Raw genomic sequence first — 22,138 nt, forward strand, 5'->3', positions numbered from 1 at the left:
AACGTGGTGCGGCCTTCGCGAGCAGGCTCGCTCCCACAGGATTGATCTGTCTACACAGGCTCTTCAAACAACCGAGATCCATTGTGGAAGCGAGCCTGCTCGCGATGAGCGCGACCCGGTTTCTGATCAAACCCAAATAGCATCCCACAGCGGATAGTCGCCAAGGCGTTCGACCAATCCCGCCCGCAACGGATTCGCCACAACATACCGAGCCAGCTTTACCAAGTCTTCCTCACGACGCAGCGCTCGATCATGAAAGCCTTGCTGCCAAAGGCTGATCTTACGACCGACGGATAGGTTCACCGCTTTGGTACTCAATGATTTGGTCTTTTGCATCAGTCCACTCAGCGACCCCTCCTGCAACTCGATCAACCAATGGAAGTGATCAGGCATGACGACCCAGGCCAGTGAGTTTGCCCAGCCCTGATCCTGGACGGCGCGAAATTGAGCGACGACTAATCGGCCCAAGACAAAATCGTTGAAAACAGGCTCCCTACCGAGGGTGTTGGTGGTGAGCAGGTAAATTCGGTTTGGCTCAGCATAGCGACCAATGCGCAGGCGATTTGAAGCAGGTAAATCAGGCATTCCTTTGCCCCTTTTCATGATCAAGTCATGAAGAAGGCTAGACCTGTGAATGCTTATGGGTGGGACAGACTTTTAGCTGGATGTGTCTGGTAGATGGCCATCGCGAGCAGGCTCACTCCCACATTAGCTCCGCGGCGTTCACAAATTTTGTGTCCACCATTGATCTACTGTGGGAGCGAGCCTGCTCGCGATGGCGACTGTTCAGACGCTGAAGATCAACCAACCATCCCCGCATCCGCCCTCAACCCCTGCCCCTCGATCGCCCTGATCGCACACTGCTCATCAACATCAGACAAATCACCGCTGATCCCCACCGCTCCCAATACATTCCCATCCTGATCCCGAATCAACACGCCGCCCGGTACCGGGACGACGCTGCCCTGCCCCAGGCTATTCAGCGCGGCGAAGAAGGCCGGGCGTTGTTGGGCGTCCTGGGCCAGCAGGCGTGAGCCCTTGCCCAGGGCGATCGCGCCCCAGGCTTTGCCGATGGCGATCTGCGGGCGCAGCAGGCTCGCGCCGTCTTCGCGTTGCAGCGTTATCAAGTGCCCGCCGGCGTCCAGCACGGCAACGGTCAAGGGCGCGGCGGAGATTGCACGGCCTGCGGAGATGGCCTGGTTGGCCAGGTTGACTGCGACGTTCAAGGTTAAAGCGCTCATGGTGCCGTCCTCATTTTGTTATTGGGAAAGCCGTTGGATTGCTTTCTGTTGCGCAATCCGATGCAACAAATAGAACACAATGAATTATTTTTTTGTATACAATAATTCTCGAAAAACGCCACATGCGACGAAAAGCCACAGCTCTTCGGGCTTCCGACGAATGAAACAGCTGCTTGAGAAAATGGATTGACCTGCGCCGTCCGCCGTGAATACACTCTGCGCAAAGCCACTTGTATACAATTACAAAACGTAAGAGGCACAAAACCATGAGCAAAATGAGAGCAATCGAAGCCGCCGTTCTGGTGATGCGCCGTGAAGGGGTTGATACCGCTTTTGGCATCCCGGGCGCCGCGATCAACCCGCTGTACTCCGCCTTGCAGAAGGTCGGTGGCATCGATCACGTCCTCGCTCGCCACGTTGAAGGCGCCTCGCACATGGCCGAGGGCTACACCCGCACCAAGGCCGGCAACATCGGCGTGTGCATCGGCACCTCCGGCCCGGCCGGCACCGACATGGTCACCGGGCTCTACAGCGCCTCGGCCGACTCGATCCCGATCCTGTGCATCACCGGGCAAGCACCGCGGGCCCGGATGCACAAGGAAGACTTCCAGGCCGTCGATATCACCAGCATAGTCAAGCCGGTCACCAAGTGGTCGACCACCGTTATGGAACCGGGCCAGGTGCCTTACGCGTTCCAGAAAGCCTTCTATGAAATGCGCTCCGGCCGCCCAGGCCCAGTGCTGATCGACCTGCCGTTCGACGTGCAGATGGCTGAAATCGAATTCGACATCGACGCCTATGAACCGCTGCCGCTGGCCAAGCCGACCGCTAACCGCGTGCAGATCGAGAAGGCCTTGGCCATGCTCGACCAGGCTGAGCGCCCACTGTTGGTGGCCGGTGGCGGCATCATCAATGCCGACGCCAGCGAGTTGCTGGTGGAGTTCGCCGAGCTGACCGGCATTCCAGTGATCCCGACCCTGATGGGTTGGGGCACGATTCCGGACGATCACCCGCTGATGGTCGGCATGGTCGGCCTACAAACCTCGCACCGTTACGGCAACGCCACGCTGTTGAAGTCGGACGTAGTGCTGGGCGTCGGTAACCGTTGGGCCAACCGTCACACCGGTTCGGTCGACGTTTATACCGAAGGCCGCAAATTCATTCACGTCGACATCGAACCGACCCAGATCGGCCGCGTGTTCACCCCGGACCTGGGCATCGTGTCCGACGCCGCTGCCGCGTTGACCGTGTTCATCGAAGTCGCTCGCGAATGGCAAGCCGCCGGCAAACTGAAAAACCGCAGCGCCTGGCTGCAAGACTGCCAGCAGCGTAAAGCCAGCCTGCAGCGCAAGACTCACTTCGACAACGTGCCGGTCAAACCGCAACGGGTTTACGAAGAGATGAACCAGGTGTTCGGCAAGGACACCTGCTACGTCAGCACTATCGGTCTGTCGCAGATTGCCGGCGCGCAGTTCCTGCACGTCTACAAGCCGCGTCACTGGATCAACTGCGGCCAGGCCGGTCCGTTGGGCTGGACCATTCCGGCAGCACTCGGTGTGGTCAAGGCTGATCCGACCCGCAAAGTGGTGGCGCTCTCGGGCGACTACGACTTCCAGTTCATGATCGAAGAACTGGCGGTGGGCGCGCAGTTCAAGCTGCCGTACATCCACGTTGTCGTGAACAACTCGTACCTGGGGCTGATCCGTCAGGCCCAGCGCGGTTTCGACATGGACTACTGCGTGCAGCTGTCCTTCGACAACCTCAACGCTCCGGAACTCAACGGTTACGGTGTCGACCACGTCGCTGTCGCCGAAGGCCTGGGTTGCAAGGCGCTGCGGGTGTTCGAACCGGATCAGATCCAGCCTGCCCTGCGCAAGGCTCAGGAACTGATCGAGGAGTTCAAGGTGCCGGTGATCGTCGAGATCATTCTGGAGCGCGTGACCAACATTTCCATGGGCACCGAGATCAACGCCGTCAACGAATTCGAAGACCTGGCGCTGGTCGGCAACGACGCGCCAACGGCGATTTCGCTGCTCGATTAACTGCTGACCGTTCCCAGTGTGGGAGCGGGCTTGCTCGCGAAGGCGGCTTCACATCCAACAACGATGTTCGCTGACACACCGCTTTCGCGAGCAGGCTCGCTCCCACAAGGGACCTCACACCTATACGGGAGACCACCATGCCGCGTTTCGCAGCCAACCTGTCCATGCTGTTCACCGAGCAGGATTTTCTTGCCCGTTTCGACGCTGCCGCCAAGGCCGGCTTCAGTGGTGTCGAATACCTGTTTCCCTACGATTTCAGCTCCGCCGAAATCAAGGCCAGGCTCGATGCCAATGGCTTGACTCAAGTGCTGTTCAACCTGCCGGCCGGTGACTGGGCCAAGGGCGAACGCGGTATCGCGTGCTTGCAGGATCGGGTCGAAGAATTCCGCGCCGGTGTCGATCTGGCCATCGCTTACGCCAAAGTGCTGGGCAACACCCAGATCAACTGCCTGGCCGGTATTCGTCCACAAGGCGTCGACGATGCCACCGTGGAAAAGACCTTTGTCGCCAACCTCAAGTACGCGGCCGACAAGCTGCAAGCGGCGGGCATCAAACTGGTGATGGAAGCGATCAACACCCGTGACATCCCGGGCTTCTACCTGAACAACACGGCGCAAGCCTTGTCGATTCGCGAACAGGTCGGCAGCGCCAACCTGTTCCTGCAATACGACATTTATCACATGCAAATCATGGAGGGCGACCTGGCCCGGACCATGGCCGCGCACTTGGGCGAGATCAACCACGTTCAGTTGGCCGACAACCCAGGGCGCAACGAACCGGGCACCGGTGAAATCAATTACCGCTTCCTGTTCGAACACCTGGACCGCATCGGTTATCAGGGTTGGATTGGCTGTGAATACAAGCCGCTGACCACCACCGAAGCGGGTCTGGGCTGGTTGAAAACCCATAACGCGATTTGAAGTTGAAACAGAACCATTGTGGCGAGGGAGCTTGCTCCCGCTCGACTGCGAAGCAGTCGTAAAACCTGCAAACAAGTTCTACCTGACACACCGCAGTGGCTGTTTTGGGGTCGCTTCGCAACCCAGCGGGAGCAAGCTCCCTCGCCACAGGATGTGTCCACCTCAGCCACGCGCACATTATTTGGCTACACAAAAACAAGAGGATTTTCTCATGGCTAAAATCGGATTTATCGGCACCGGCATCATGGGCCACCCAATGGCGTTGAACCTGCAGAAAGCCGGTCACAGCCTGTTCCTGTCGGCACACCACGACCCAGCCCCTGCCGATCTGGTCGCCGCTGGCGCCATCGCCCTGGCGAGCCCGAAAGAAGTGGCCCAGGAAGCCGAATTCATCATCGTCATGGTCCCGGATACCCCGCAGGTCGATGACGTGCTATTCCGCGCCGACGGCGTTGCCGCCGGTGTCAGCAAGGGCAAAGTCGTGATCGACATGAGCTCGATCTCGCCAACCGCCACCAAAGCCTTCGCTGCCAAGATCAATGAGAAAGGCGCTCAGTACCTCGACGCGCCTGTCTCCGGCGGTGAAGTCGGCGCCAAAGCTGCGACCCTGAGCATCATGGTCGGTGGCGATGCCGATGCGTTCGAACGCGCCCTGCCGCTGTTCCAGGCCATGGGCAAGAACATCACCCTGGTCGGTGGCAACGGCGACGGTCAAACCGCGAAAGTGGCGAACCAGATCATCGTCGCCCTGAACATCCAGGCCGTGGCCGAAGCGCTGCTGTTCGCCTCGAAAAACGGTGCCGATCCGGCCAAGGTCCGTGAAGCATTGATGGGCGGTTTCGCATCATCGAAGATCCTTGAAGTTCACGGCGAACGCATGATCAAGGGCACCTTCGATCCGGGCTTCCGCATCAGCCTGCACCAGAAGGACCTGAACCTGGCCCTGGCCGGCGCTCGCGAACTGGGCATCAACCTGCCGAACACCGCCAATACCCAGCAAGTGTTCAGCACCTGTGCGGCTATCGGTGGCAGCAACTGGGACCACTCGGCGCTGATCAAGGGCCTGGAACACATGGCGAATTTCTCGATTCGCAAGTAGGAGCTGCCGAAGGCTGCGATCTTTTGATCTTTACGCCCGACCGTTCACCGCGTTATCCGCAAAAAGATCGCAGCCTGCGGCAGCTCCTACAGGATCCGGTTCATCCCACCAAAAAGGGGTGAACCTTCCAGAGCTGCCGCAGGCTGCCTTCCTCCAATAACAAGAATTCCGGGAGCCCGCCATGTCGGTCGATCCGCAACAACTGATGTGCGAGCTGTTTGCCACAGCCATCGACGCGGCCCATCCGCAGCACGTCCTCGAAGCCCACTTGCCCAAAGATCGCAGCGGTCGGGTGATCGTCATTGGCGCCGGCAAGGCCGCAGCCGCCATGGCCCAGGTGGTCGAGCGCTGCTGGCAGGGCGAAGTGTCCGGCCTGGTGGTGACCCGTTACGGCCACGGCGCCCGGTGCGAAAAAATCGAAGTGGTCGAAGCCGCGCACCCGGTGCCGGATGCGGCTGGTTTGGCTGTCGCCAAGCGGGTGCTGGAACGGGTCAGCGACCTGAGCGAAGACGACCGCGTGATCTTCCTGCTGTCTGGCGGTGGATCGGCATTGTTGGCTCTACCCGCAGCCGGCATCACCCTCGCCGACAAACAGTCGATCAACAAAGCCCTGCTCAAATCCGGCGCGACCATCGGCGAGATGAATTGCGTGCGCAAGCACCTCTCGGCAATCAAGGGTGGACGCCTGGGCAAAGCCTGCTGGCCGGCCACGGTTTATACCTATGCGATTTCCGATGTACCGGGCGATCTCGCCACGGTCATCGCGTCCGGCCCCACCGTGGCCGACCCGAGCACCTCGGCCGAAGCGCTGGCGATTCTCAAGCGTTATGGCATCGAAGTCCCGGCTTCGGTGCGCACCTGGCTGCAAAATCCGGAATCGGAAACGGTCAAACCCGGCGATCCGAGCCTGACCCGCAGTCATTTCCAGTTGATCGCCCGCCCACAGCAATCGCTGGAAGCGGCAGCGGTGAAAGCCCGTCAGGCCGGTTTCAGTCCGTTGATTCTCGGCGACCTGGAAGGTGAATCCCGGGACGTGGCGAAAGTCCACGCCGGCATTGCGCGGCAGATCGTCCAGCACGGCCAGCCGCTGGCAGCACCGTGCGTGATTCTGTCGGGCGGCGAAACCACCGTCACCGTGCGCGGCAATGGCCGTGGCGGGCGCAACGCCGAATTCCTGCTGAGCCTCACCGACAGCCTCAAAGGCCTGCCCGGCGTTTATGCGCTGGCCGGTGACACCGACGGTATCGACGGCTCCGAAGACAACGCCGGCGCCATCATGACCCCAGGCAGTTACGCCCGCGCCGCTGCCCTTGGCCTGAGCGCCAGCGATGAGTTGGACAACAACAATGGCTACGGCTATTTCGCCGCGCTGGATGCGCTGATCGTCACCGAGCCGACCCGCACCAACGTCAACGACTTCCGCGCCATTCTGATTCTCGAGAGCACTAAACATGACGCCTGATAAGAAGGTCAAAATCCTCGCTACCCTTGGCCCGGCCACCAACGGAATCGACGACATCCGTGAGCTGGTGCAGGCCGGGGTCAATATCTTTCGCCTGAATTTCAGCCACGGCGATCATGCCGACCATGCACAGCGCTATCAGTGGATACGTGAAGTCGAGCGCCAGCTGAATTACCCGCTGGGGATTCTGATGGACCTGCAAGGCCCGAAATTGCGGGTCGGCAAATTCGCCCAAGGCAAAGTGCAGCTGTATCGCGGTCAGGCCTTGCGTCTGGACCTGGACCCGACGCCGGGCGATGAACGCCGGGTCAACCTGCCTCACCCGCAAATCATCGCAGCGCTGGAGCCAGGCATGGACCTGCTGCTGGACGACGGCAAGCTGCGCCTGCGAGTGGTGACCAAATACGCCGACGCCATCGACACCACGGTGCTCAATGGCGGCGAGCTGTCGGATCGCAAAGGCGTCAACGTGCCGCAAGCGGTGCTCGATCTGAGTCCCCTGACCGCCAAGGATCGTCGCGACTTGAGTTTCGGTCTGGAGCTGGGGGTGGATTGGGTCGCGCTGTCGTTCGTACAACGCCCGGAAGACATCCGCGAAGCCCGCGCACTGATCGGCGACAAGGCGTATTTGATGGCGAAGATCGAGAAGCCATCGGCCGTGACTCAACTGCGGGAAATCGCCGAATTGAGCGATGCGATCATGGTCGCTCGCGGTGACCTGGGCGTGGAAGTGCCGGCCGAGAGCGTGCCGCAGATCCAGAAAAACATCATCAGTACCTGCCGCCAACTCGGCAAACCGGTGGTGGTGGCGACGCAGATGCTGGAGTCGATGCGCTTCTCCCCGGCCCCGACCCGCGCCGAAGTCACTGACGTCGCCAACGCGGTGGCCGAAGGTGCGGACGCGGTGATGCTGTCGGCGGAAACCGCGTCCGGCGAGTACCCGCTGGAAGCCGTGCAGATGATGAGCAAGATCATCCGTCAGGTGGAAAACGGCCCGGACTATCAGGCCCAACTGGACGTGAGCCGACCGAAAGCCGAGGCCACGGTGTCGGACGCGATCAGCTGCGCCATCCGCCGCATCAGCAACGTGCTGCCGGTGGCGGTGCTGGTGAACTACAGCGAGTCTGGCACCTCGAGTCTGCGTGCGGCGCGGGAACGGCCGACGGTGCCGATCCTCAACCTGACGCCGAACCTGCAGACCGCGCGGCGGTTGACGGTGGCGTGGGGCGTGCATTCGGTGGTCAATGATCGACTGCGCCAAGTGGATGAAGTGTGCTCGACGGCGCTGGAGATTGCCCAGGCACAGGGCATGGCTCAACGCGGCGATACGTTGTTGATTACGGCGGGCGTGCCGTTCGGGCAGCCGGGGTCGACCAATTCGTTGCGCATTGAGACGTTGATTTAAAGAACAGCTTTTGTGGCGAGGGAGCTTGCTCCCGCTCGGCTGCGAAGCAGTCGTCGCTTTGGCATGACGGTTTCAACAGAAAGACCGCATTGCCGATTTTAGGGCCGCTGCGCAGCCCAGCGGGAGCAAGCTCCCTCGCCACATTGATTTAGCGCCCGCTCCAGCCCCATCGCGAGCAGGCTCGCTCCCACAGTTGAGTTGTGTTGTTTACATATCTGACGACTGAACAAAGATTCAGTGTGGGAGCGAGCCTGCTCGCGATGCAGGCGGCACGGTTCCTCTGACACACAGACAAAAAATGCCTGCCAACCACTTCAACACCCACTGCCCCGACTGGGCCACTGCCCTGCTCAATGGCTTCAGCCAGATCTTTCTCCAGCGCCATCCGCTGTGCGGTCTGCTGTGTCTGTTGGCGATTCTGTTCAGCGCGCCGGCCTTGCTCGGCGGTGCGTTGCTGGGAGGGGTCGCCGGGTTGCTCACCGCGCAACGTCGCGGGTACACCAAGGCTGATCGTCAGGCCGGGCTGTTCAGTTACAACGGTATTCTGCTCGGTCTGCTGCTGAGCCTTTATTTCCCATGGTCAGCGCTGTTGCCACCGCTGATCATTGCCGCTGGGGGCCTGAGCGCGATGCTCACCCAGCAGTGGCTCAAGCATTCGCGCGATCATCATTGCCTTCCCGCCTACACCGCACCCTTCGTCGGTATGAGCTGGTTGCTGCTGTCGTTTGCCGCTCCCCAGCAACCCGCGCAGCTGATCGAAATGACCACACTCAACTTGCTCGCCGCGTCATTGAAAGGGCTCGGTCAGGTGCTGTTTCTCGGTCATCCGCTGGCCGGCGCTCTGATTGCCACCGGTTTGCTGATCGCCGACCGTCGTGCCTTCCTGTGGGCGCTGCTCGGCTCCGTTGCCGGCCTTGGATTCGCCTTTCTGCATCACGAAACATCAACCGCGCTGCTGGGTTTGAGCGGCTACAACGCCGTGCTCGCCGCCCTCGCCTTCAGCCAAAATCGTCGCCAGCCTTGGCTGCCATTGTTGGCAATCCTGCTGGCGGTGTTGCTCACACCGGGGTTCGCCGCACTCGGCCTGGCCACGTTGACCGCGCCTTTCATCCTCGCGTGCTGGCTGATTCGCGCAGGCATTCGGGTGTTGCGTCAGGCCGCCATAGACAGCGCGCCTTGCGCTACCGGGGAGAATCGACCTAGGCTTCGCTGATTCTCGATTCAGGCGTTTTCCATGGACAGCAGCAAAAACTGGCGTGAAGAGCTTTACGTCATCATTTTCCAATCCGATACCCCGGCCGGTCGCCGCTTCGACAGCATTCTGCTGCTGATCATCCTCGCCAGCCTGGTGATCGTGATTCTGGACAGTATCGACAGCGTTCACCAGAACTACGCCGACATACTGGCGTACATCGAATGGGGCTTCACCGTCGTTTTCGCCATCGAGTACGGTCTGCGCCTGTACTGCTCGCCCAAGCCGTTGCGCTACGCGTTCAGCTTCTATGGGCTGGTGGATTTGCTGGCGATCGTGCCTGGCATCCTCGCGCTGTATTACAGCGATGCGCAGTACCTGCTGATTATCCGGATCATTCGGATGCTGCGGATTTTCCGCGTGCTCAAGCTCAGCCCGTATCTGAAGCAAGCCAACTACTTGATGACGGCGCTGCGCGGCAGCAAGCAGAAGATCGTGGTGTTTCTGCTCAGCGTCAGCACTCTGGTGACCGTGTTCGGCACTCTGATGTACGTGATCGAAGGCCCGGAACACGGCTTCACCAGCATCCCCAAAGGTATCTATTGGGCCATCGTCACGCTGACTACCGTGGGTTTTGGCGACATCGTGCCCAGGACGCCGTTGGGTCAGGTGGTTTCGTCGCTGGTGATGATCACCGGTTACTCGATCATCGCCGTGCCAACAGGGATCTTTACTGCGGAACTGGCCAACGCCATGCGCGGCGAACAACTGCAACACGATTGCCCGACCTGCCAGAAAAACAGTCACGAACATGGCGCAGCATTTTGCTCCCGTTGCGGCAATGCGCTGTTCAAGAAACTGGAATAAGCAAAGTGCTTTTTAATCTTTAAAGGACTATGCGAGCCCGGCTATAGTCGCTGGCAAATTGCCAACACTTTCCATAGAACATGTTTGATAAAACAAGGAATGCGCAGTGAAAAAACTCTTTGGCGCCTCACTTCTGGCCGCTGGCCTGGCCTTGGGTAGCATGGCTCAGGCTGCTCCGACCCTGCTTAACGTTTCCTACGACGTGATGCGAGATTTCTACAAGGACTACAACGCTGCCTTCCAGAAACACTGGCAAGCCGAACACAACGAAAACATCACGCTGCAGATGTCCTTCGGCGGTTCCAGCAAACAGGCGCGTTCGGTGATCGATGGCCTGCCGGCGGATGTCATCACCATGAACATGGCCACCGACATCAACGCCCTGGCGGACAACGGCAAACTGGTCCCGGAAAACTGGGTCACGCGCCTGCCGAACAACAGCGCGCCGTTCACGTCGGCCACCGTGTTCATCGTGCGCAAAGGCAACCCGAAAGCCCTGAAAGACTGGCCAGACCTGCTCAAGGATGGCGTGCAAGTGATCGTCCCCAACCCGAAAACCTCGGGCAACGGCCGCTACACCTATCTCTCGGCCTGGGGCTATGTGCTGAAGAACGGCGGCGACGAAAACAAGGCAAAAGCCTTCGTCGGCAAACTGTTCAAACAAGCCCCGGTGCTCGATACGGGCGGCCGAGCAGCGACCACCACGTTCATGACCAACCAGATCGGCGACGTGCTGGTGACCTTCGAAAACGAAGCGGAAATGATTGCGCGTGAATTTGGTCGTGATCAGTTTGAAGTGATTTACCCGAGTGTTTCCGCTGAGGCCGAGCCGCCGGTGTCCGTGGTCGACAAAGTGGTCGAGAAAAAAGGTACTCGTGCTGCCGCTGAGGAATATTTGAAGTACCTGTGGTCGCCGGAAGGTCAGGAGATTGCCGCGGCCAACTACCTGCGTCCGCGTGATCCGGCGGTATTGGCCAAGTACACCGATCGCTTCCCGAAAGTGGATTTCCTTTCGGTGGAGAAGACCTTTGGTGACTGGCGCACGGTGCAGAAGACCCACTTCAATGATGGTGGGGTTTTTGATCAGATTTACAGCGGCCAGTAATTCCTGAGCCAAACGAAAAGGCGACCTAGGTCGCCTTTTTTTGTGGGGGCTTGAAGATCAAAAGATCGCAGCCTTCGGCAGCGCCTACAAAGGCTTTTGCGTACACCTGTAGGAGCTGCCGAAGGCTGCGATCTTTTGATTTTGATTTTCAGGGTTTGCGCCATGCCGTTACATGGGTGGAGTTATGCCGTCCTTGCCGGCCGCGATGGATTGGGCGGTGAGTGTCCCATCGGCACTTTGGGTCACGAACGTCACGATCTTCACGCCCACCTTCAACAAGCTCCGATCCCCCGGCACCAGATTCACGATCGGCACATCCTCCGGCACCAGAATTTTCTGCTGGCCGCCCTTGTAGTTGACGGTCAGCACCCGGCCGTTGCTGACCACCAGATCGCCCACGCTGCCATTGGTCATGCTGCTGCCCTTGACCAGATCAAAGGGCCGATGGCCGTCGCCGCTGCCGGCCAGTTCTGGTGGGAACACGTGGACTTCCAGGGCCTTGAGAGAGCCATCTTCCTGCGGCACGGCAGCCGAGCCGATGTAGCTGCCGGGTTTGATGTCTTCGATATTGGCCACAGTAACGGCGCGGACGTTGGTGTCCTTGGTCAGGTTGATCACCACGTCTTCGCCGCTGTTGACGTGGACTTTCAGAATGTCGGCGCTGATACCGGTAATCTCGCCGCGTACACCGATACGCATACCCGGTGCGTCCTGGGCCTGAGCCAAGGTTATCGTGAACACAGTGATCAAGGTGACTGCTGAAGCGCCGCGGATCAGGTGACGGAACATCGCATTCATGAAAGTGCCTTCCGTTTTATGAAGCGTTAAGAGAGAACATAAGCACGCTATCGAACAAGATGTTAGTGAATGTATCATCGGACGCGACGATAGCGACCGACGATTCAAAGGTCCAAATGAACGGCCTCTCTCAATCATTCTTCAGAGGCATGATTACTATCACCCTAATCCCTCTTCCGCCGCTCTAGCCAGCTGATTAGCCTCTGCGCATTCCTTTTTGTTCAACGAGATCCGTTATGAACCCAACGACTCAGGTGCCCCACGGTGCCGCGACAATGACCCGAGGCATGGTGCTGCTCTTCGCCTTCTGCTGCGGCGCCATCGTGGCCAACATTTACTACGCCCAGCCGATCATCGGCCTGATCGCGCCGGACATCGGCCTGACCGACACCATGGCCAGCCTGATCGTTTCGCTGACGCAGATTGGTTATGCGCTGGGTCTGTTCTTCCTGGTGCCGTTGGGTGATCTGCTGGAAAACCGCCGTCTGATGATTATCACCACCGTGGTGGCGATTGCCAGTTTGCTGGGTGCGGCGTTCACCGATCAGCCGAATGTGTTTCTGCTGATCTCGTTGCTGGTGGGTTTCAGTTCGGTGTCGGTGCAAATCCTGATTCCTCTGGCCGCCCACCTGGCGCCGGAAGAATCCCGTGGCCGCGTGGTCGGCGGCATCATGGGTGGTTTGCTGCTGGGGATTCTGCTGGCTCGACCGGTGTCCAGCGTAATAGCCGACCACTTCGGCTGGCGTGCGATGTTCGTCATCGCTGCGGTATTGATGGCGGCCATCAGCCTCGTGCTGGCCCTGACCATTCCCAAGCGCCAGCCCGATCACAGCGCTTCTTATGGCCAGTTGCTGGGTTCGCTCTGGACGCTCTTGCGTCAGCAGCCAGTGTTGCGTCAACGGGCATTTTATCAAGCCTGCATGTTTGCCACATTCAGCCTGTTCTGGACTGCAGTGCCGCTGGAACTGTCGCGCAACCATGGCTTGTCGCAAACCCAGATCGCGATCTTCGCCCTGGTCGGCGCCATCGGCGCGATTGCCGCCCCCATCGCCGGTCGACTGGCGGATGCCGGCCATACCCGCATCGCCTCGCTGCTGGCCTTGCTATTCGCCAGCCTGAGCTTCCTGCCCGCCTTCATCCACCCGGCCTACAGCGTTATCGGCCTGGCGGTGACGGGGGTGGTGCTGGATTTCTGCGTGCAAATGAACATGGTCCTCGGCCAACGCGCGGTCTATACCCTCGACGCTAAAAGCCGCGGCCGCCTGAATGCGCTGTACATGACCAGCATCTTCATCGGCGGCGCATTTGGTTCTTCGGTGGCCAGCGCGGTGTATGAGCATGGCGGCTGGTTGTGGATCGTGATTGTGGGTAGTGCGTTTCCGTTGTTGGCGTTGTTGCGGTTTTTGAGTGCTTCGCAGAGGCATTCGTTGGCGACGGCTTAGGCCGCTAAAAGCTTCGCGGGCAAGCCTCGCTCCTACACGTATTGCATTATCCCTGCAGGAGCGAGCGGTGCGGCGATCCGACTTGCCCGCGAAGGCGATTCGACTGATACCACTCAATGCCGAACCAGCTTCTCCATCGCCGCATCCGCGAGAAAGGAGGAGCGGCTTTTGACATTGTGCTCTCGCACATAACGGTCAATGCGCTGGATCACGTAGCCAGGCAGCGTCACGTTGACCTTCTCGGTCTTGCCCAGATAGGGCGAGATGTCGAGTTCCAGCATCCCCCAACCCATGTCGGCAAATTCCGGATTCTCGCGGTGCGCAGCCGCTGAGGTCGGCATCGGAACTGACTCCCCGCCAGCCATGATCTCCTGCAGCATGATGTGGGCAATTTCGACCGCCGCGTTGTAAGCCTCTTCAAACGTATCCCCGGCCGTTACGGCACCTGGGATATCGGGGATCTGAATACCGATGGCGGTGTTCTCGTCGCCCCACTCGATACAGATTGGGTATTGCATTATGGATCTCCTGCCAAACTGGCTCCCGGGCAATAAAGCCCGGCTCGCCTCCTGATGCTTTTAACCGTCCCGATCGGCAAATCCTTCTTCGGATGAGGGACGGGTATCGTGTAAGGGTTGTAACGGTGAGTGAAGATGTGATGACTGCCGGTGACCCGGTCCAGTGTCCAGCCCGCCTCTATCAGTTCCTTGATCAATAACCTGCTCTGCACCACCAGCCTCCTTGCTCCGGCCCAACAAAAAATAACCCTAGAGTTACTTTTACTCAAGCATAAAAACCCGGATAGCGACGCTCGGTTGTTTTACAGGGTGTTGATTTGATCGGACCTACGTCGAGGTGCTCACTCTCTTGTGTTTTGTACCCCGCTCCCTGCGCTACACAATCAAGATCAAAAGATCGCAGGCTTCGCCAGCTCCTACCTTTACGTACATCCGTCGTTCATCGTCGTACGCGATCCTGTAGGAGCTGGCGAAGCCTGCGATCTTTTCAGACCCCAAAAAGCAAAACGGCGATCCTTAGATCGCCGTTTCCATTCACTGCCCGAATTGCCTGCCCAACCCACCCGGCACGCCATGGATATCTGTCTCTTCCCACGGCCCGTTCGGGCTGATCGAGCGGCTCCAGCCGTTGTTCCAGCGGTAGTAGGTGCGCTGACGGTAGAAAGTGTTGGTCTGATCATCGAGAACGTAAACGCCGAGTTTCGCGTCCCAATGGCTATTGCCACCCGGTGGCGGGGCGAAGCTGGCGGAGGTGCGTGGAATCGGCTTGGACGGTTTGACCGGGGTACTCGGTTTGCTCGGTGTCGTTGGAGCCGGTTTGGTGCTCGGCTGCGAAGGCGGAATTGGCGGCAGCCGTGTGGGCTCGGGCTGCTGGACCGCACAGGCGCTTAACCCCAAAACCATACTGAGCAGAGTGATACGAGCGATGGCGGTCATGGTGATGCTTCCTGTTATTTATCCGGGCTGTCGATGGTCAGTTTTTGTGGCGCGGTGGTGCTGGTGGCCAAGGGTTGGCTGCGACCGATCCATTCGCCGGCAGTCGGTTGGCCGGCGCGGGAGATGCGCGCAACCAGTTGGACTTCAGGGAAGTTCGACAGTTTCAACTGCGGCATCATGGCGTCGGCATCACCCAGTTCGACAGTCGCCGGCAAGTCGGCAACGGTCAGACGCTTGGCGGCCAGCGGCGCGGGCGGGCCGGAGATAGCGCGGGCGAAGATGAACACGCTGTCACCCGGCTGGACCTTGGCTTTGAGCTCTGGCGCCAGATCGACTTGCACCTTGAGCAGTGCTGCAGCTTGGGCCGCAGGCGCTTGGGCAACCTTGCCACCACTGGCTTCGAGTTTCTCGGCGGCCCGAGTAATGCCGCCTTGCAGCGCGACGCGAGATTTATCATCCGGCGGCAGTTGCGCCAGCAGGCGATTCCAGTAGTCGATGGCATCCTGGTAACGCTCGCTTTCAAAGGCCGCGATGCCCAGCAGACCGAGGCTGGTGACTTCTTTCGGATCAGCTTTCAGCGCTTCGTCGGTCAAGGCCTGAACCTTGTCCGACCACTTCTTGCCATCGGCGAAATATTGCGCCTGGGCCCATTGCCCGAGCAGTTCCGGCTGACGACCGGCCAGGGTCACGGTGCGTTCGAAGATCTTCGCTGCATCAGCCGGACGGTCCTGAGCCATGTAGGTGCGGCCGAGGAAGTACAGGCCTTCGGCCGAATCCGGTTGGGCGGCAACCGCACGTTCCAGGCGACGGGTCATCTCTTCCATCGACTGCGGCGCCTGAGCGAATTCGCGGGTCAGCTCGACTTTGTCACTGGCGCCGAAATGCAAGTACAGCCCAAGGCCCAGCACCGGCACCAGAATCGCCGCCAGCAATGGCAACGGTTTGCCCAGACGCGACACACGCGGCACCTCGACGCCTTCGGTGTCGGCGAGCAGTTCACGGGCAGCTTCGGCGCGGCCGGTGTCCATTTGTTCGGCGTTGAGCACGCCCTCTTCCTGCTGAGTCTGCAACTCAGCCACGCGCTCCTGATAAAGCGCGACGTTCAGTGCCGTGCGGTCCTCCTCAAGCTGAGCGCGGCGACCACGCAGAACGGGGATCAGCAGAAAACTCAGGGCAACCAGGAGCAGCAGGCCTGCAGCGAGCCAGAAATCAATCATTCTTGGTTTTATCCAACAGGTGGTCGAGGCGCTCGCGCTCCTCGGCAGAAAGCGAGTCCGGGCTGTCAGTGCGTCGCACGCGACGACGGCGGACGATCACGGCGATGATCACAAAACCGCCCAGCAGCAGGCCGGCGGGGCCGAACCAGAGCAGTGCGGTTTTGGCGTTGAGGGCAGGTTTGTAGCGGACGAAATCACCGTAGCGGTCGACCATGAAATCGATGATCTGCTGGTTGTCCTTGCCCTCGCCGAGCATGCGGAAAATCTCTTTGCGCAGGTCGGCGGCGATCGGTGCATTGGAATCGGCGATGTCCTGATTCTGGCACTTGGGGCAACGCAGCTCTTTGGTCAGCTCACGAAAACGCTCACGGTCGCCTTCTTTGGCGAACTCGTAGGTATCGATGGCCGCGTGGGCCATACCGGCCATGCTCAAACCCAATACGGCGGCGGCAATCCAGCGCTTCATGGCTTGGCCTCGTCGACCAGCGCCTGATACTTGGCCGCCAGTTTTTCGCGCCAGACTTGCTCGTCGATCACGCCGACGAATTTGTCGCGGATGATGCCCTTGGCGTCGATGAAGAAGGTTTCCGGTGCGCCGTACACGCCAAGGTTCAGGCCCAGGGTGCCGGCATCGTCACGGATGTCCAGTTGATACGGGTTGTGGAACTCGGCCAGCCATTTCAAGGCATCGGTGTTGACGTCCTTGTAATTGATGCCGTAGATCACCACGCCCTGCCCGGCCAGTTTGTTCAGCACCGGGTGCTCGACCCGGCAGGAAATGCACCAGGTGCCCCAGACATTGACCAACGCCGGTTTACCCAGAAGGTCCGCTTTGCTCAGGGTTTCGTCGCCCTGCACCGAGGGCAGCGAAAACTCCGGGAACGGTTTGTTGATCATCGCCGAAGGCAGCTCGGCCGGGTCCAGGTACAGACCTCGATACAGAAAAACAGCAACCACCAGAAAAATCGCCAGTGGCAACAGCATCAACCAACGTCTCATGCGGTGGCTCCCGTCATGCCGAGCGCTTCACGCACGCGACTTTTCACCTTGACCCGATAACGACGATCCAGCGCCGCCAGCAACCCGCCGAGACCGGTGAGCAACCCACCGAACCAGATCCAGCGCACGAACGGTTTGACGTGTACACGGACCGCCCAGGCACCCTCGCCCAGCGGCTCACCCAGTGCGACGTAAAGATCACGGGTGAAACCGGCGTCGATCCCGGCTTCGGTCATCACCGAGTTCTGCACGGTGTACAGGCGTTTTTCCGGGTGCAGCACGCTGACTTCCTTGCCGTCGCGGATCACCCGTACGGTGCCCTTGTCGGACGTGAAGTTCGGCCCTTCGAAATGCTTGGCGCCTTCAAATACGAATTGATAGCCGGCCAGGCTCATGGACTCACCCGGTGCCAGGCGCAGATCACGCTCGGCACTGTTCTGGCTCGACAACACGACGCCCAGCGCACAGACGGCAATGCCCAAATGCGCGACTTGCATGCCCCAATAGCTGCGGGTCAGAGTCGGCAGACCTTTGATCAGGCCCTTGTGACGGGTCTTGTCGAAGATATCCCGCACACCGGCCAGCAACACCCAGGCAGCCAGCATGAATGTCGCCAGCACTGCCCAATTGAAATCGCCGTAAGCGACGCCCGCCACGACGGCCAGCGCAGCGCTGCCGAGCAACACCGGGGTCAACATGCTCATCAGCCATTTGACCGGGGTGTCTTTCCAGCGCACCAGCATGCCGACCGCCATCACCACCATCAGCAACGCCATCAATGGAATGAACAGCGCGTTGAAGTACGGCGGGCCGACCGACAGCTTGGCGCCGGTCATCGCATCGAGAATCAGCGGATACAAGGTGCCGAGCAGGATCATCGAAGCGGCCACCACCAGCACCAGGTTATTGCCCAGCAGCAGGGTTTCCCGGGACCAGAGGTTGAAGCCGACGTGGCTCTTGACCACTGGGGCGCGCAGGGCGAACAGCGTCAGCGAGCCGCCGACCACGAATAGCAGGAAGATCAGGATGAACACACCGCGCTCAGGGTCGGACGCAAAGGCGTGAACCGAGGTCAGCACGCCGGAACGCACGAGGAAGGTCCCGAGCAAACTCAACGAAAACGCGGCGATGGCCAGCAGCACCGTCCAGCTCTTGAACACGCCACGTTTTTCCGTGACCGCCAACGAGTGAATCAGCGCCGTGCCCACCAGCCAAGGCATGAAGGATGCGTTTTCCACCGGATCCCAGAACCACCAGCCGCCCCAGCCGAGTTCGTAGTAGGCCCACCAGGAGCCCAACGTAATACCGATACCGAGGAAGGCCCAGGCCACGATGGTCCACGGACGCGACCAGCGCGCCCACGCCGCATCGAGGCGACCGCCCAGCAGCGCGGCGATAGCGAAGGCAAACGCCACGGAGAAACCGACATAGCCCATGTACAGCATCGGCGGGTGAACGATCAGGCCGATGTCTTGCAGCAGTGGATTGAGGTCGCGACCATCCGTCGGCATCTGCGGCAGGATTCGGGTGAACGGGTTGGACGTCAGGATCAGGAACAGCAGGAAGCCAGTGCTGATCATGCCCATCACCGCCAACACGCGAGCCAGCATCACTTGCGGCAACTGCCGGGAGAACACCGACACCGCGAAGGTCCAGCCGCCGAGGATCAGTGCCCACAGCAGCAACGAACCTTCGTGAGCACCCCAGACGGCGCTGAACTTGTAGTACCACGGCAGCGCACTGTTGGAGTTGCTGGCCACGTAAGCGACGGAGAAGTCGTCCGCCATGAACGCGTAAGTCAGGCAACCGAAAGCGAACAGCAGAAACGCGAACTGCCCCCATGCGGCCGGCTGGGCCAGGCTCATCCACAAGCGATCGCCACGCCAGGCACCGAGCAACGGCACCACGGCCTGCACCAGCGCGAAACACAGCGCCAGGATCATGGCCAGGTGGCCCAATTCGGGGATGAACAGCCCTGAACTATGGAGAGCAGAAGTCATCAATTAACCCTCTTTCGCGGGAGTGGGTGCCGACTGGCCGCTGTCTTTCAGGGCCTTGGTCACTTCCGGTGGCATGTACTTTTCATCGTGCTTGGCCAGTACTTCGTCGGCCACCACCACGCCGTCAGCGTTGATCTTGCCGAGGGCGACGATGCCCTGCCCTTCGCGGAACAGGTCCGGCAGGATGCCGCGATAACTGATGGTCACGGATTTGTTGAAGTCGGTGACGATGAATTTCACGTCCAGGGAATCGCCGGAGCGTTGCAGCGAACCTTTCTCGACCATGCCACCCGCGCGGATACGCGTGTCTTGCGGCGCTTCGCCGTTGGCGATCTGGGTCGGGGTGTAGAACAGATTGATGTTCTGTTTCAAGGCGCTCAAGGCCAGGCCGACGGCAGCGCCGACACCGACCAGGATCGCAAAAATGATGATAAGACGCTTTTTACGCAGCGGATTCACTTGCCGTTCTCCCGGCGCAGACGACGCGCCTCTTGTTGCAGATACCGCTTGCGGGCCAGGATCGGCACCGCCACGTTGAGGGCCAGCACCGCCAGGCTGATGCCATAGGCTGACCAGACATACAGGCCGTGATGGCCCATGGCGAGAAAGTCGCCGAATGAAGCGAAACTCATCGAGCGACCTCCAGACTGTTCTGCACTTCGGTTTTAACCCAGCTCGCCCGGGCTTCGCGCTTGAGCACTTCAAGGCGCATGCGCAGCAACAGCACCGCGCCAAAGAAACAGTAGAAACCCAGCGCCGTCAGCAGCAGTGGCAGCCACATCTCGGCGGGCATCGCCGGTTTTTCGGTGAGGGTGAAGGTCGCGCCCTGGTGCAGGGTGTTCCACCACTCCACCGAGTATTTGATGATCGGGATGTTGATCACGCCGACGATTGCCAGTACCGCACAGGCCTTGGCCGCACTGTCACGATTGCTGATGGCGTTGCCCAGCGCAATAAGACCGAAGTACAGAAACAGCAGAATAAGCATGGACGTAAGTCGCGCATCCCAGACCCACCACGAACCCCAGGTCGGTTTGCCCCAGATCGCGCCGGTAACCAGCGCCACGGCGGTCATCCAGGCACCGATCGGCGCGGCGCATTGCAGGGCGACATCGGCCAGCTTCATCTTCCACACCAGCCCGACGATGCCGCACACGGCCAGCATCACGTAGATGGACTGCGCCAGCATAGCGGCCGGGACGTGGATATAGATGATCCGAAAGCTGTTGCCTTGCTGGTAGTCCGGCGGTGCGAAAGCCAGCCCCCAAACCACGCCGACGCTAATCAGCAGCAACGCCGCGACGCTCAGCCACGGCAGCAGTTTGCCACTGATGCCGTAAAACCATTTGGGTGAGCCGAGCTTATGAAACCAGGTCCAGTTCATTGCTGTTTCCATCACGGGTGCTGCTCGCCATCACGAGCAGCGAAGGGTCTGCCTTTCATTTAAAAGAAAGCGATCAAAAATTGATCAGACCTCATTATTATTCGCCGACGCTGATCTTCAGGCCAGCAGCTATTGCAAAAGGTGTCAGCGTTATCGCCAGGGCGGTCAGGCTACCAAGCCACAAGAGATAACCGGTCGCCGGCATGCCCTGCAATGCCGCCTGCAAGGCGCCACTGCCGAGAATCAACACCGGGATGTACAGCGGCAGAATCAACAGCGCCAGCAACAGGCCGCCGCGCTTCAATCCTACCGTCAACGCCGCGCCCACCGCACCGAGCAGGCTCAGCACTGGTGTACCCAGCAATAAAGAAAGCAGCAACACCGGCAGACAGGCGGCAGGCAAACCAAGCATCAACGCCAGCAAGGGTGCGAGCAAAACCAGCGCCAGGCCGGAAAAGGCCCAGTGTGCCAGTACCTTGGCCAGCACCAGAAGAGGCAGGGGGTGCGACGAAAGGACCCACTGCTCAAGCGACCCGTCTTCGAAATCACTGCGGAAAAGCCCGTCCAGCGAGAGCAAAACCGATAAAAGTGCTGCCACCCAGACCAACCCTGGGGACAAGGTTTGCAACAATTGAGTCTCGGGGCCGACCGCCAATGGGAACAAAGAGACGACGATGGCGAAGAACACCAGCGGATTCGCCAATTCGGCAGGACGGCGGAACAGCAAACGTGCCTCGCGGGCGACCAACAGGCCGAAAACACTCATACGGCCCAGTTCCCCAAATCAATGTCGCGATAGCCGGCCGGCATCCGGGTCAACGTGTGGTGAGTGGTCAGGACCACCATGCCACCCCGCTCGCAGTGTGCGGCCAGGTGTTCTTCGAGTTGCGCCACGCCTTGTTTGTCGAGCGCGGTGAACGGCTCATCGAGAATCCACAGCGGCGGGCTGTCCAGATACAAGCGCGCCAACGCGACACGGCGTTGTTGCCCGGCGGAGAGCGTGTGGCAGGGAACATCCTCAAAACCGCGCAGCCCCACAGCCGTCAGCGCCTGCCAGATCGCCTCATGGGAGGCCGGTTGATGCAAGGCGCAAAGCCAACTGAGGTTTTCCTCGGGAGTCAGCAAGTCCTTGATCCCGGCCGCATGGCCGATCCACAGCAGGTTACGCGCCAGTTCGCTGCGTTGCTCATGCAGTGGCTGGCCGTTTAGCAATACTTGACCGGCAGTCGGGTGCATCAAACCGCATAGCAGACGTAAAAGACTGGTCTTGCCACTGCCGTTGGGGCCGCTGATTTGCAACATTTCGCCACTGGCCAGTCTCAATTCGAGATTTTCGAAGAGCAGCCGAAGGTCTCGCTCACAGGCAAGGGCAACGGTTTGCAGGACAGGACTGGTCAAGAGATCACGGGCCTTTTGCGGTTCAAGTCGGCAGTGGAGCGGCCGCTAAAGAGATGCAGGATAGATGCATTGGCGGCCCGTTTTAGAGAGCTGCGTCAATCAATTGCAATGTT

24 protein-coding genes are annotated in these 22,138 nt (G+C 59.9%); 9 read left to right on the top strand and 15 right to left on the bottom strand.

The features are described 5' to 3' along the window. Window positions 1-126: 126 nt before the first annotated feature. Both BK662_RS27565 and BK662_RS27570 read right to left on the bottom strand, forming a co-directional pair. On the bottom strand, window positions 127-585 hold the full coding sequence (locus tag BK662_RS27565; protein WP_123360170.1) for an REP-associated tyrosine transposase: 459 nt from the start codon (window positions 583-585) through the stop codon (window positions 127-129). A gap of 215 nt (window positions 586-800) precedes the next feature. After that, a complete protein-coding gene (locus BK662_RS27570) occupies window positions 801-1,241 on the bottom strand; it encodes a GlcG/HbpS family heme-binding protein (RefSeq protein WP_123360171.1) in 441 nt (146 codons plus the stop codon). Between the two features lie 266 nt (window positions 1,242-1,507). On the opposite strand from BK662_RS27570, the gene gcl reads away from it, so the two are divergent. From gcl to BK662_RS27615, 8 genes are all read left to right on the top strand, one after another. Continuing rightward, window positions 1,508-3,283 carry a glyoxylate carboligase gene (gene gcl, locus BK662_RS27575; protein WP_123360172.1) on the top strand — a complete coding sequence of 592 codons (1,776 nt, stop codon included), beginning with the start codon at window positions 1,508-1,510 and terminating at the stop codon, window positions 3,281-3,283. 137 nt (window positions 3,284-3,420) lie between these two features. Next, entirely contained in the window at window positions 3,421-4,203 is a 783-nt protein-coding gene (gene hyi, locus BK662_RS27580; RefSeq protein WP_123360173.1) for a hydroxypyruvate isomerase, read from the top strand. A 211-nt stretch (window positions 4,204-4,414) separates the two neighbouring features. Further along, a complete protein-coding gene (locus BK662_RS27590; protein WP_123360174.1) occupies window positions 4,415-5,302 on the top strand; it encodes a 2-hydroxy-3-oxopropionate reductase in 888 nt (295 codons plus the stop codon). A gap of 181 nt (window positions 5,303-5,483) precedes the next feature. After that, window positions 5,484-6,764 carry a glycerate kinase type-2 family protein gene (locus BK662_RS27595; RefSeq protein WP_123360175.1) on the top strand — a complete coding sequence of 427 codons (1,281 nt, stop codon included), beginning with the start codon at window positions 5,484-5,486 and terminating at the stop codon, window positions 6,762-6,764. Continuing rightward, window positions 6,754-8,169, top strand: coding sequence for a pyruvate kinase (gene pyk / locus BK662_RS27600; RefSeq protein WP_123360176.1), 1,416 nt, complete (start codon window positions 6,754-6,756; stop codon window positions 8,167-8,169). Before BK662_RS27595 ends, pyk begins: the two co-directional genes overlap by 11 nt. A gap of 298 nt (window positions 8,170-8,467) precedes the next feature. Further along, window positions 8,468-9,382, top strand: a complete 915-nt coding sequence (locus BK662_RS27605) for an urea transporter (protein WP_123360177.1) — start codon at window positions 8,468-8,470, stop codon at window positions 9,380-9,382. A 21-nt stretch (window positions 9,383-9,403) separates the two neighbouring features. Then, window positions 9,404-10,228, top strand: a complete 825-nt coding sequence (locus tag BK662_RS27610; protein ID WP_123360178.1) for an ion transporter — start codon at window positions 9,404-9,406, stop codon at window positions 10,226-10,228. A gap of 106 nt (window positions 10,229-10,334) precedes the next feature. Next, the gene (locus tag BK662_RS27615; protein WP_123360179.1) at window positions 10,335-11,333 is read left to right on the top strand and encodes a sulfate ABC transporter substrate-binding protein; all 999 of its coding nucleotides are present in this window, start codon (window positions 10,335-10,337) and stop codon (window positions 11,331-11,333) included. Between the two features lie 168 nt (window positions 11,334-11,501). Here the strand turns inward: BK662_RS27615 and BK662_RS27620 are convergent, their stop codons facing one another. After that, on the bottom strand, window positions 11,502-12,131 hold the full coding sequence (locus BK662_RS27620) for a hypothetical protein (protein ID WP_123360180.1): 630 nt from the start codon (window positions 12,129-12,131) through the stop codon (window positions 11,502-11,504). Window positions 12,132-12,367: 236 nt separating this feature from the next. On the opposite strand from BK662_RS27620, the gene BK662_RS27625 reads away from it, so the two are divergent. Continuing rightward, window positions 12,368-13,573 (top strand): MFS transporter, encoded by a 1,206-nt coding sequence (locus BK662_RS27625; RefSeq protein WP_123360181.1) that lies wholly within the window; start codon window positions 12,368-12,370, stop codon window positions 13,571-13,573. A 113-nt stretch (window positions 13,574-13,686) separates the two neighbouring features. Here BK662_RS27625 and BK662_RS27630 read toward each other — a convergent pair whose 3' ends face one another. From BK662_RS27630 to ccmA, 12 genes are all read right to left on the bottom strand, one after another. Then, a complete protein-coding gene (locus BK662_RS27630) occupies window positions 13,687-14,091 on the bottom strand; it encodes a type II toxin-antitoxin system HicB family antitoxin (protein WP_123360182.1) in 405 nt (134 codons plus the stop codon). After that, window positions 14,091-14,303, bottom strand: a complete 213-nt coding sequence (locus BK662_RS27635; protein ID WP_032836301.1) for a type II toxin-antitoxin system HicA family toxin — start codon at window positions 14,301-14,303, stop codon at window positions 14,091-14,093. The genes BK662_RS27630 and BK662_RS27635 overlap by 1 nt, the downstream gene beginning before the upstream one ends. Before the next feature lie 322 nt (window positions 14,304-14,625). After that, window positions 14,626-15,027, bottom strand: a complete 402-nt coding sequence (locus tag BK662_RS27640) for a hypothetical protein (RefSeq protein WP_123360183.1) — start codon at window positions 15,025-15,027, stop codon at window positions 14,626-14,628. A 14-nt stretch (window positions 15,028-15,041) separates the two neighbouring features. Continuing rightward, a complete protein-coding gene (gene ccmI / locus BK662_RS27645; protein ID WP_123360184.1) occupies window positions 15,042-16,244 on the bottom strand; it encodes a c-type cytochrome biogenesis protein CcmI in 1,203 nt (400 codons plus the stop codon). Beyond that, complete coding sequence (locus BK662_RS27650; RefSeq protein ID WP_123360185.1) at window positions 16,237-16,710, bottom strand: cytochrome c-type biogenesis protein; 474 nt, start codon at window positions 16,708-16,710, stop codon at window positions 16,237-16,239. Before BK662_RS27650 ends, ccmI begins: the two co-directional genes overlap by 8 nt. After that, window positions 16,707-17,243, bottom strand: coding sequence for a DsbE family thiol:disulfide interchange protein (locus BK662_RS27655; protein WP_123360186.1), 537 nt, complete (start codon window positions 17,241-17,243; stop codon window positions 16,707-16,709). The genes BK662_RS27650 and BK662_RS27655 overlap by 4 nt, the downstream gene beginning before the upstream one ends. Further along, window positions 17,240-19,243 carry a heme lyase CcmF/NrfE family subunit gene (locus BK662_RS27660; RefSeq protein ID WP_123360187.1) on the bottom strand — a complete coding sequence of 668 codons (2,004 nt, stop codon included), beginning with the start codon at window positions 19,241-19,243 and terminating at the stop codon, window positions 17,240-17,242. The genes BK662_RS27655 and BK662_RS27660 overlap by 4 nt, the downstream gene beginning before the upstream one ends. A 3-nt stretch (window positions 19,244-19,246) precedes the next feature. After that, on the bottom strand, window positions 19,247-19,702 hold the full coding sequence (gene ccmE, locus BK662_RS27665; protein WP_123360188.1) for a cytochrome c maturation protein CcmE: 456 nt from the start codon (window positions 19,700-19,702) through the stop codon (window positions 19,247-19,249). Then, entirely contained in the window at window positions 19,699-19,875 is a 177-nt protein-coding gene (gene ccmD, locus BK662_RS27670) for a heme exporter protein CcmD (protein WP_123360189.1), read from the bottom strand. The genes ccmE and ccmD overlap by 4 nt, the downstream gene beginning before the upstream one ends. After that, window positions 19,872-20,627, bottom strand: coding sequence for a heme ABC transporter permease (locus tag BK662_RS27675; protein WP_123360190.1), 756 nt, complete (start codon window positions 20,625-20,627; stop codon window positions 19,872-19,874). The genes ccmD and BK662_RS27675 overlap by 4 nt, the downstream gene beginning before the upstream one ends. A gap of 97 nt (window positions 20,628-20,724) precedes the next feature. Next, window positions 20,725-21,393: a heme exporter protein CcmB gene (gene ccmB / locus BK662_RS27680; protein ID WP_105339828.1), complete on the bottom strand. Its 669-nt coding sequence runs from the start codon at window positions 21,391-21,393 to the stop codon at window positions 20,725-20,727. Continuing rightward, window positions 21,390-22,025, bottom strand: coding sequence for a cytochrome c biogenesis heme-transporting ATPase CcmA (gene ccmA, locus BK662_RS27685; protein WP_030131760.1), 636 nt, complete (start codon window positions 22,023-22,025; stop codon window positions 21,390-21,392). Before ccmA ends, ccmB begins: the two co-directional genes overlap by 4 nt. Window positions 22,026-22,138: the final 113 nt, after the last annotated feature.

Origin of the sequence: Pseudomonas frederiksbergensis, from assembly GCF_003732275.1 — a bacterium.
In the GTDB taxonomy this organism is placed as follows: domain Bacteria; phylum Pseudomonadota; class Gammaproteobacteria; order Pseudomonadales; family Pseudomonadaceae; genus Aquipseudomonas; species Aquipseudomonas frederiksbergensis_H.

Excerpts from the sequence above, each read along its gene's own strand:
- BK662_RS27565 (WP_123360170.1), bottom strand. The coding sequence starts at position 585 with ATGCCTGATTTACCTGCTTCAAATCGCCTGCGCATTGGTCGCTATGCT.
- BK662_RS27570 (WP_123360171.1), bottom strand. The coding sequence starts at position 1,241 with ATGAGCGCTTTAACCTTGAACGTCGCAGTCAACCTGGCCAACCAGGCC.
- gcl (WP_123360172.1), top strand. The coding sequence starts at position 1,508 with ATGAGCAAAATGAGAGCAATCGAAGCCGCCGTTCTGGTGATGCGCCGT.
- hyi (WP_123360173.1), top strand. The coding sequence starts at position 3,421 with ATGCCGCGTTTCGCAGCCAACCTGTCCATGCTGTTCACCGAGCAGGAT.
- BK662_RS27590 (WP_123360174.1), top strand. The coding sequence starts at position 4,415 with ATGGCTAAAATCGGATTTATCGGCACCGGCATCATGGGCCACCCAATG.
- BK662_RS27595 (WP_123360175.1), top strand. The coding sequence starts at position 5,484 with ATGTCGGTCGATCCGCAACAACTGATGTGCGAGCTGTTTGCCACAGCC.
- pyk (WP_123360176.1), top strand. The coding sequence starts at position 6,754 with ATGACGCCTGATAAGAAGGTCAAAATCCTCGCTACCCTTGGCCCGGCC.
- BK662_RS27605 (WP_123360177.1), top strand. The coding sequence starts at position 8,468 with ATGCCTGCCAACCACTTCAACACCCACTGCCCCGACTGGGCCACTGCC.
- BK662_RS27610 (WP_123360178.1), top strand. The coding sequence starts at position 9,404 with ATGGACAGCAGCAAAAACTGGCGTGAAGAGCTTTACGTCATCATTTTC.
- BK662_RS27620 (WP_123360180.1), bottom strand. The coding sequence starts at position 12,131 with ATGAATGCGATGTTCCGTCACCTGATCCGCGGCGCTTCAGCAGTCACC.
- BK662_RS27625 (WP_123360181.1), top strand. The coding sequence starts at position 12,368 with ATGAACCCAACGACTCAGGTGCCCCACGGTGCCGCGACAATGACCCGA.
- BK662_RS27630 (WP_123360182.1), bottom strand. The coding sequence starts at position 14,091 with ATGCAATACCCAATCTGTATCGAGTGGGGCGACGAGAACACCGCCATC.
- BK662_RS27640 (WP_123360183.1), bottom strand. The coding sequence starts at position 15,027 with ATGACCGCCATCGCTCGTATCACTCTGCTCAGTATGGTTTTGGGGTTA.
- ccmI (WP_123360184.1), bottom strand. The coding sequence starts at position 16,244 with ATGATTGATTTCTGGCTCGCTGCAGGCCTGCTGCTCCTGGTTGCCCTG.
- BK662_RS27650 (WP_123360185.1), bottom strand. The coding sequence starts at position 16,710 with ATGAAGCGCTGGATTGCCGCCGCCGTATTGGGTTTGAGCATGGCCGGT.
- BK662_RS27655 (WP_123360186.1), bottom strand. The coding sequence starts at position 17,243 with ATGAGACGTTGGTTGATGCTGTTGCCACTGGCGATTTTTCTGGTGGTT.
- BK662_RS27660 (WP_123360187.1), bottom strand. The coding sequence starts at position 19,243 with ATGACTTCTGCTCTCCATAGTTCAGGGCTGTTCATCCCCGAATTGGGC.
- ccmD (WP_123360189.1), bottom strand. The coding sequence starts at position 19,875 with ATGAGTTTCGCTTCATTCGGCGACTTTCTCGCCATGGGCCATCACGGC.
- BK662_RS27675 (WP_123360190.1), bottom strand. The coding sequence starts at position 20,627 with ATGAACTGGACCTGGTTTCATAAGCTCGGCTCACCCAAATGGTTTTAC.
- ccmB (WP_105339828.1), bottom strand. The coding sequence starts at position 21,393 with ATGAGTGTTTTCGGCCTGTTGGTCGCCCGCGAGGCACGTTTGCTGTTC.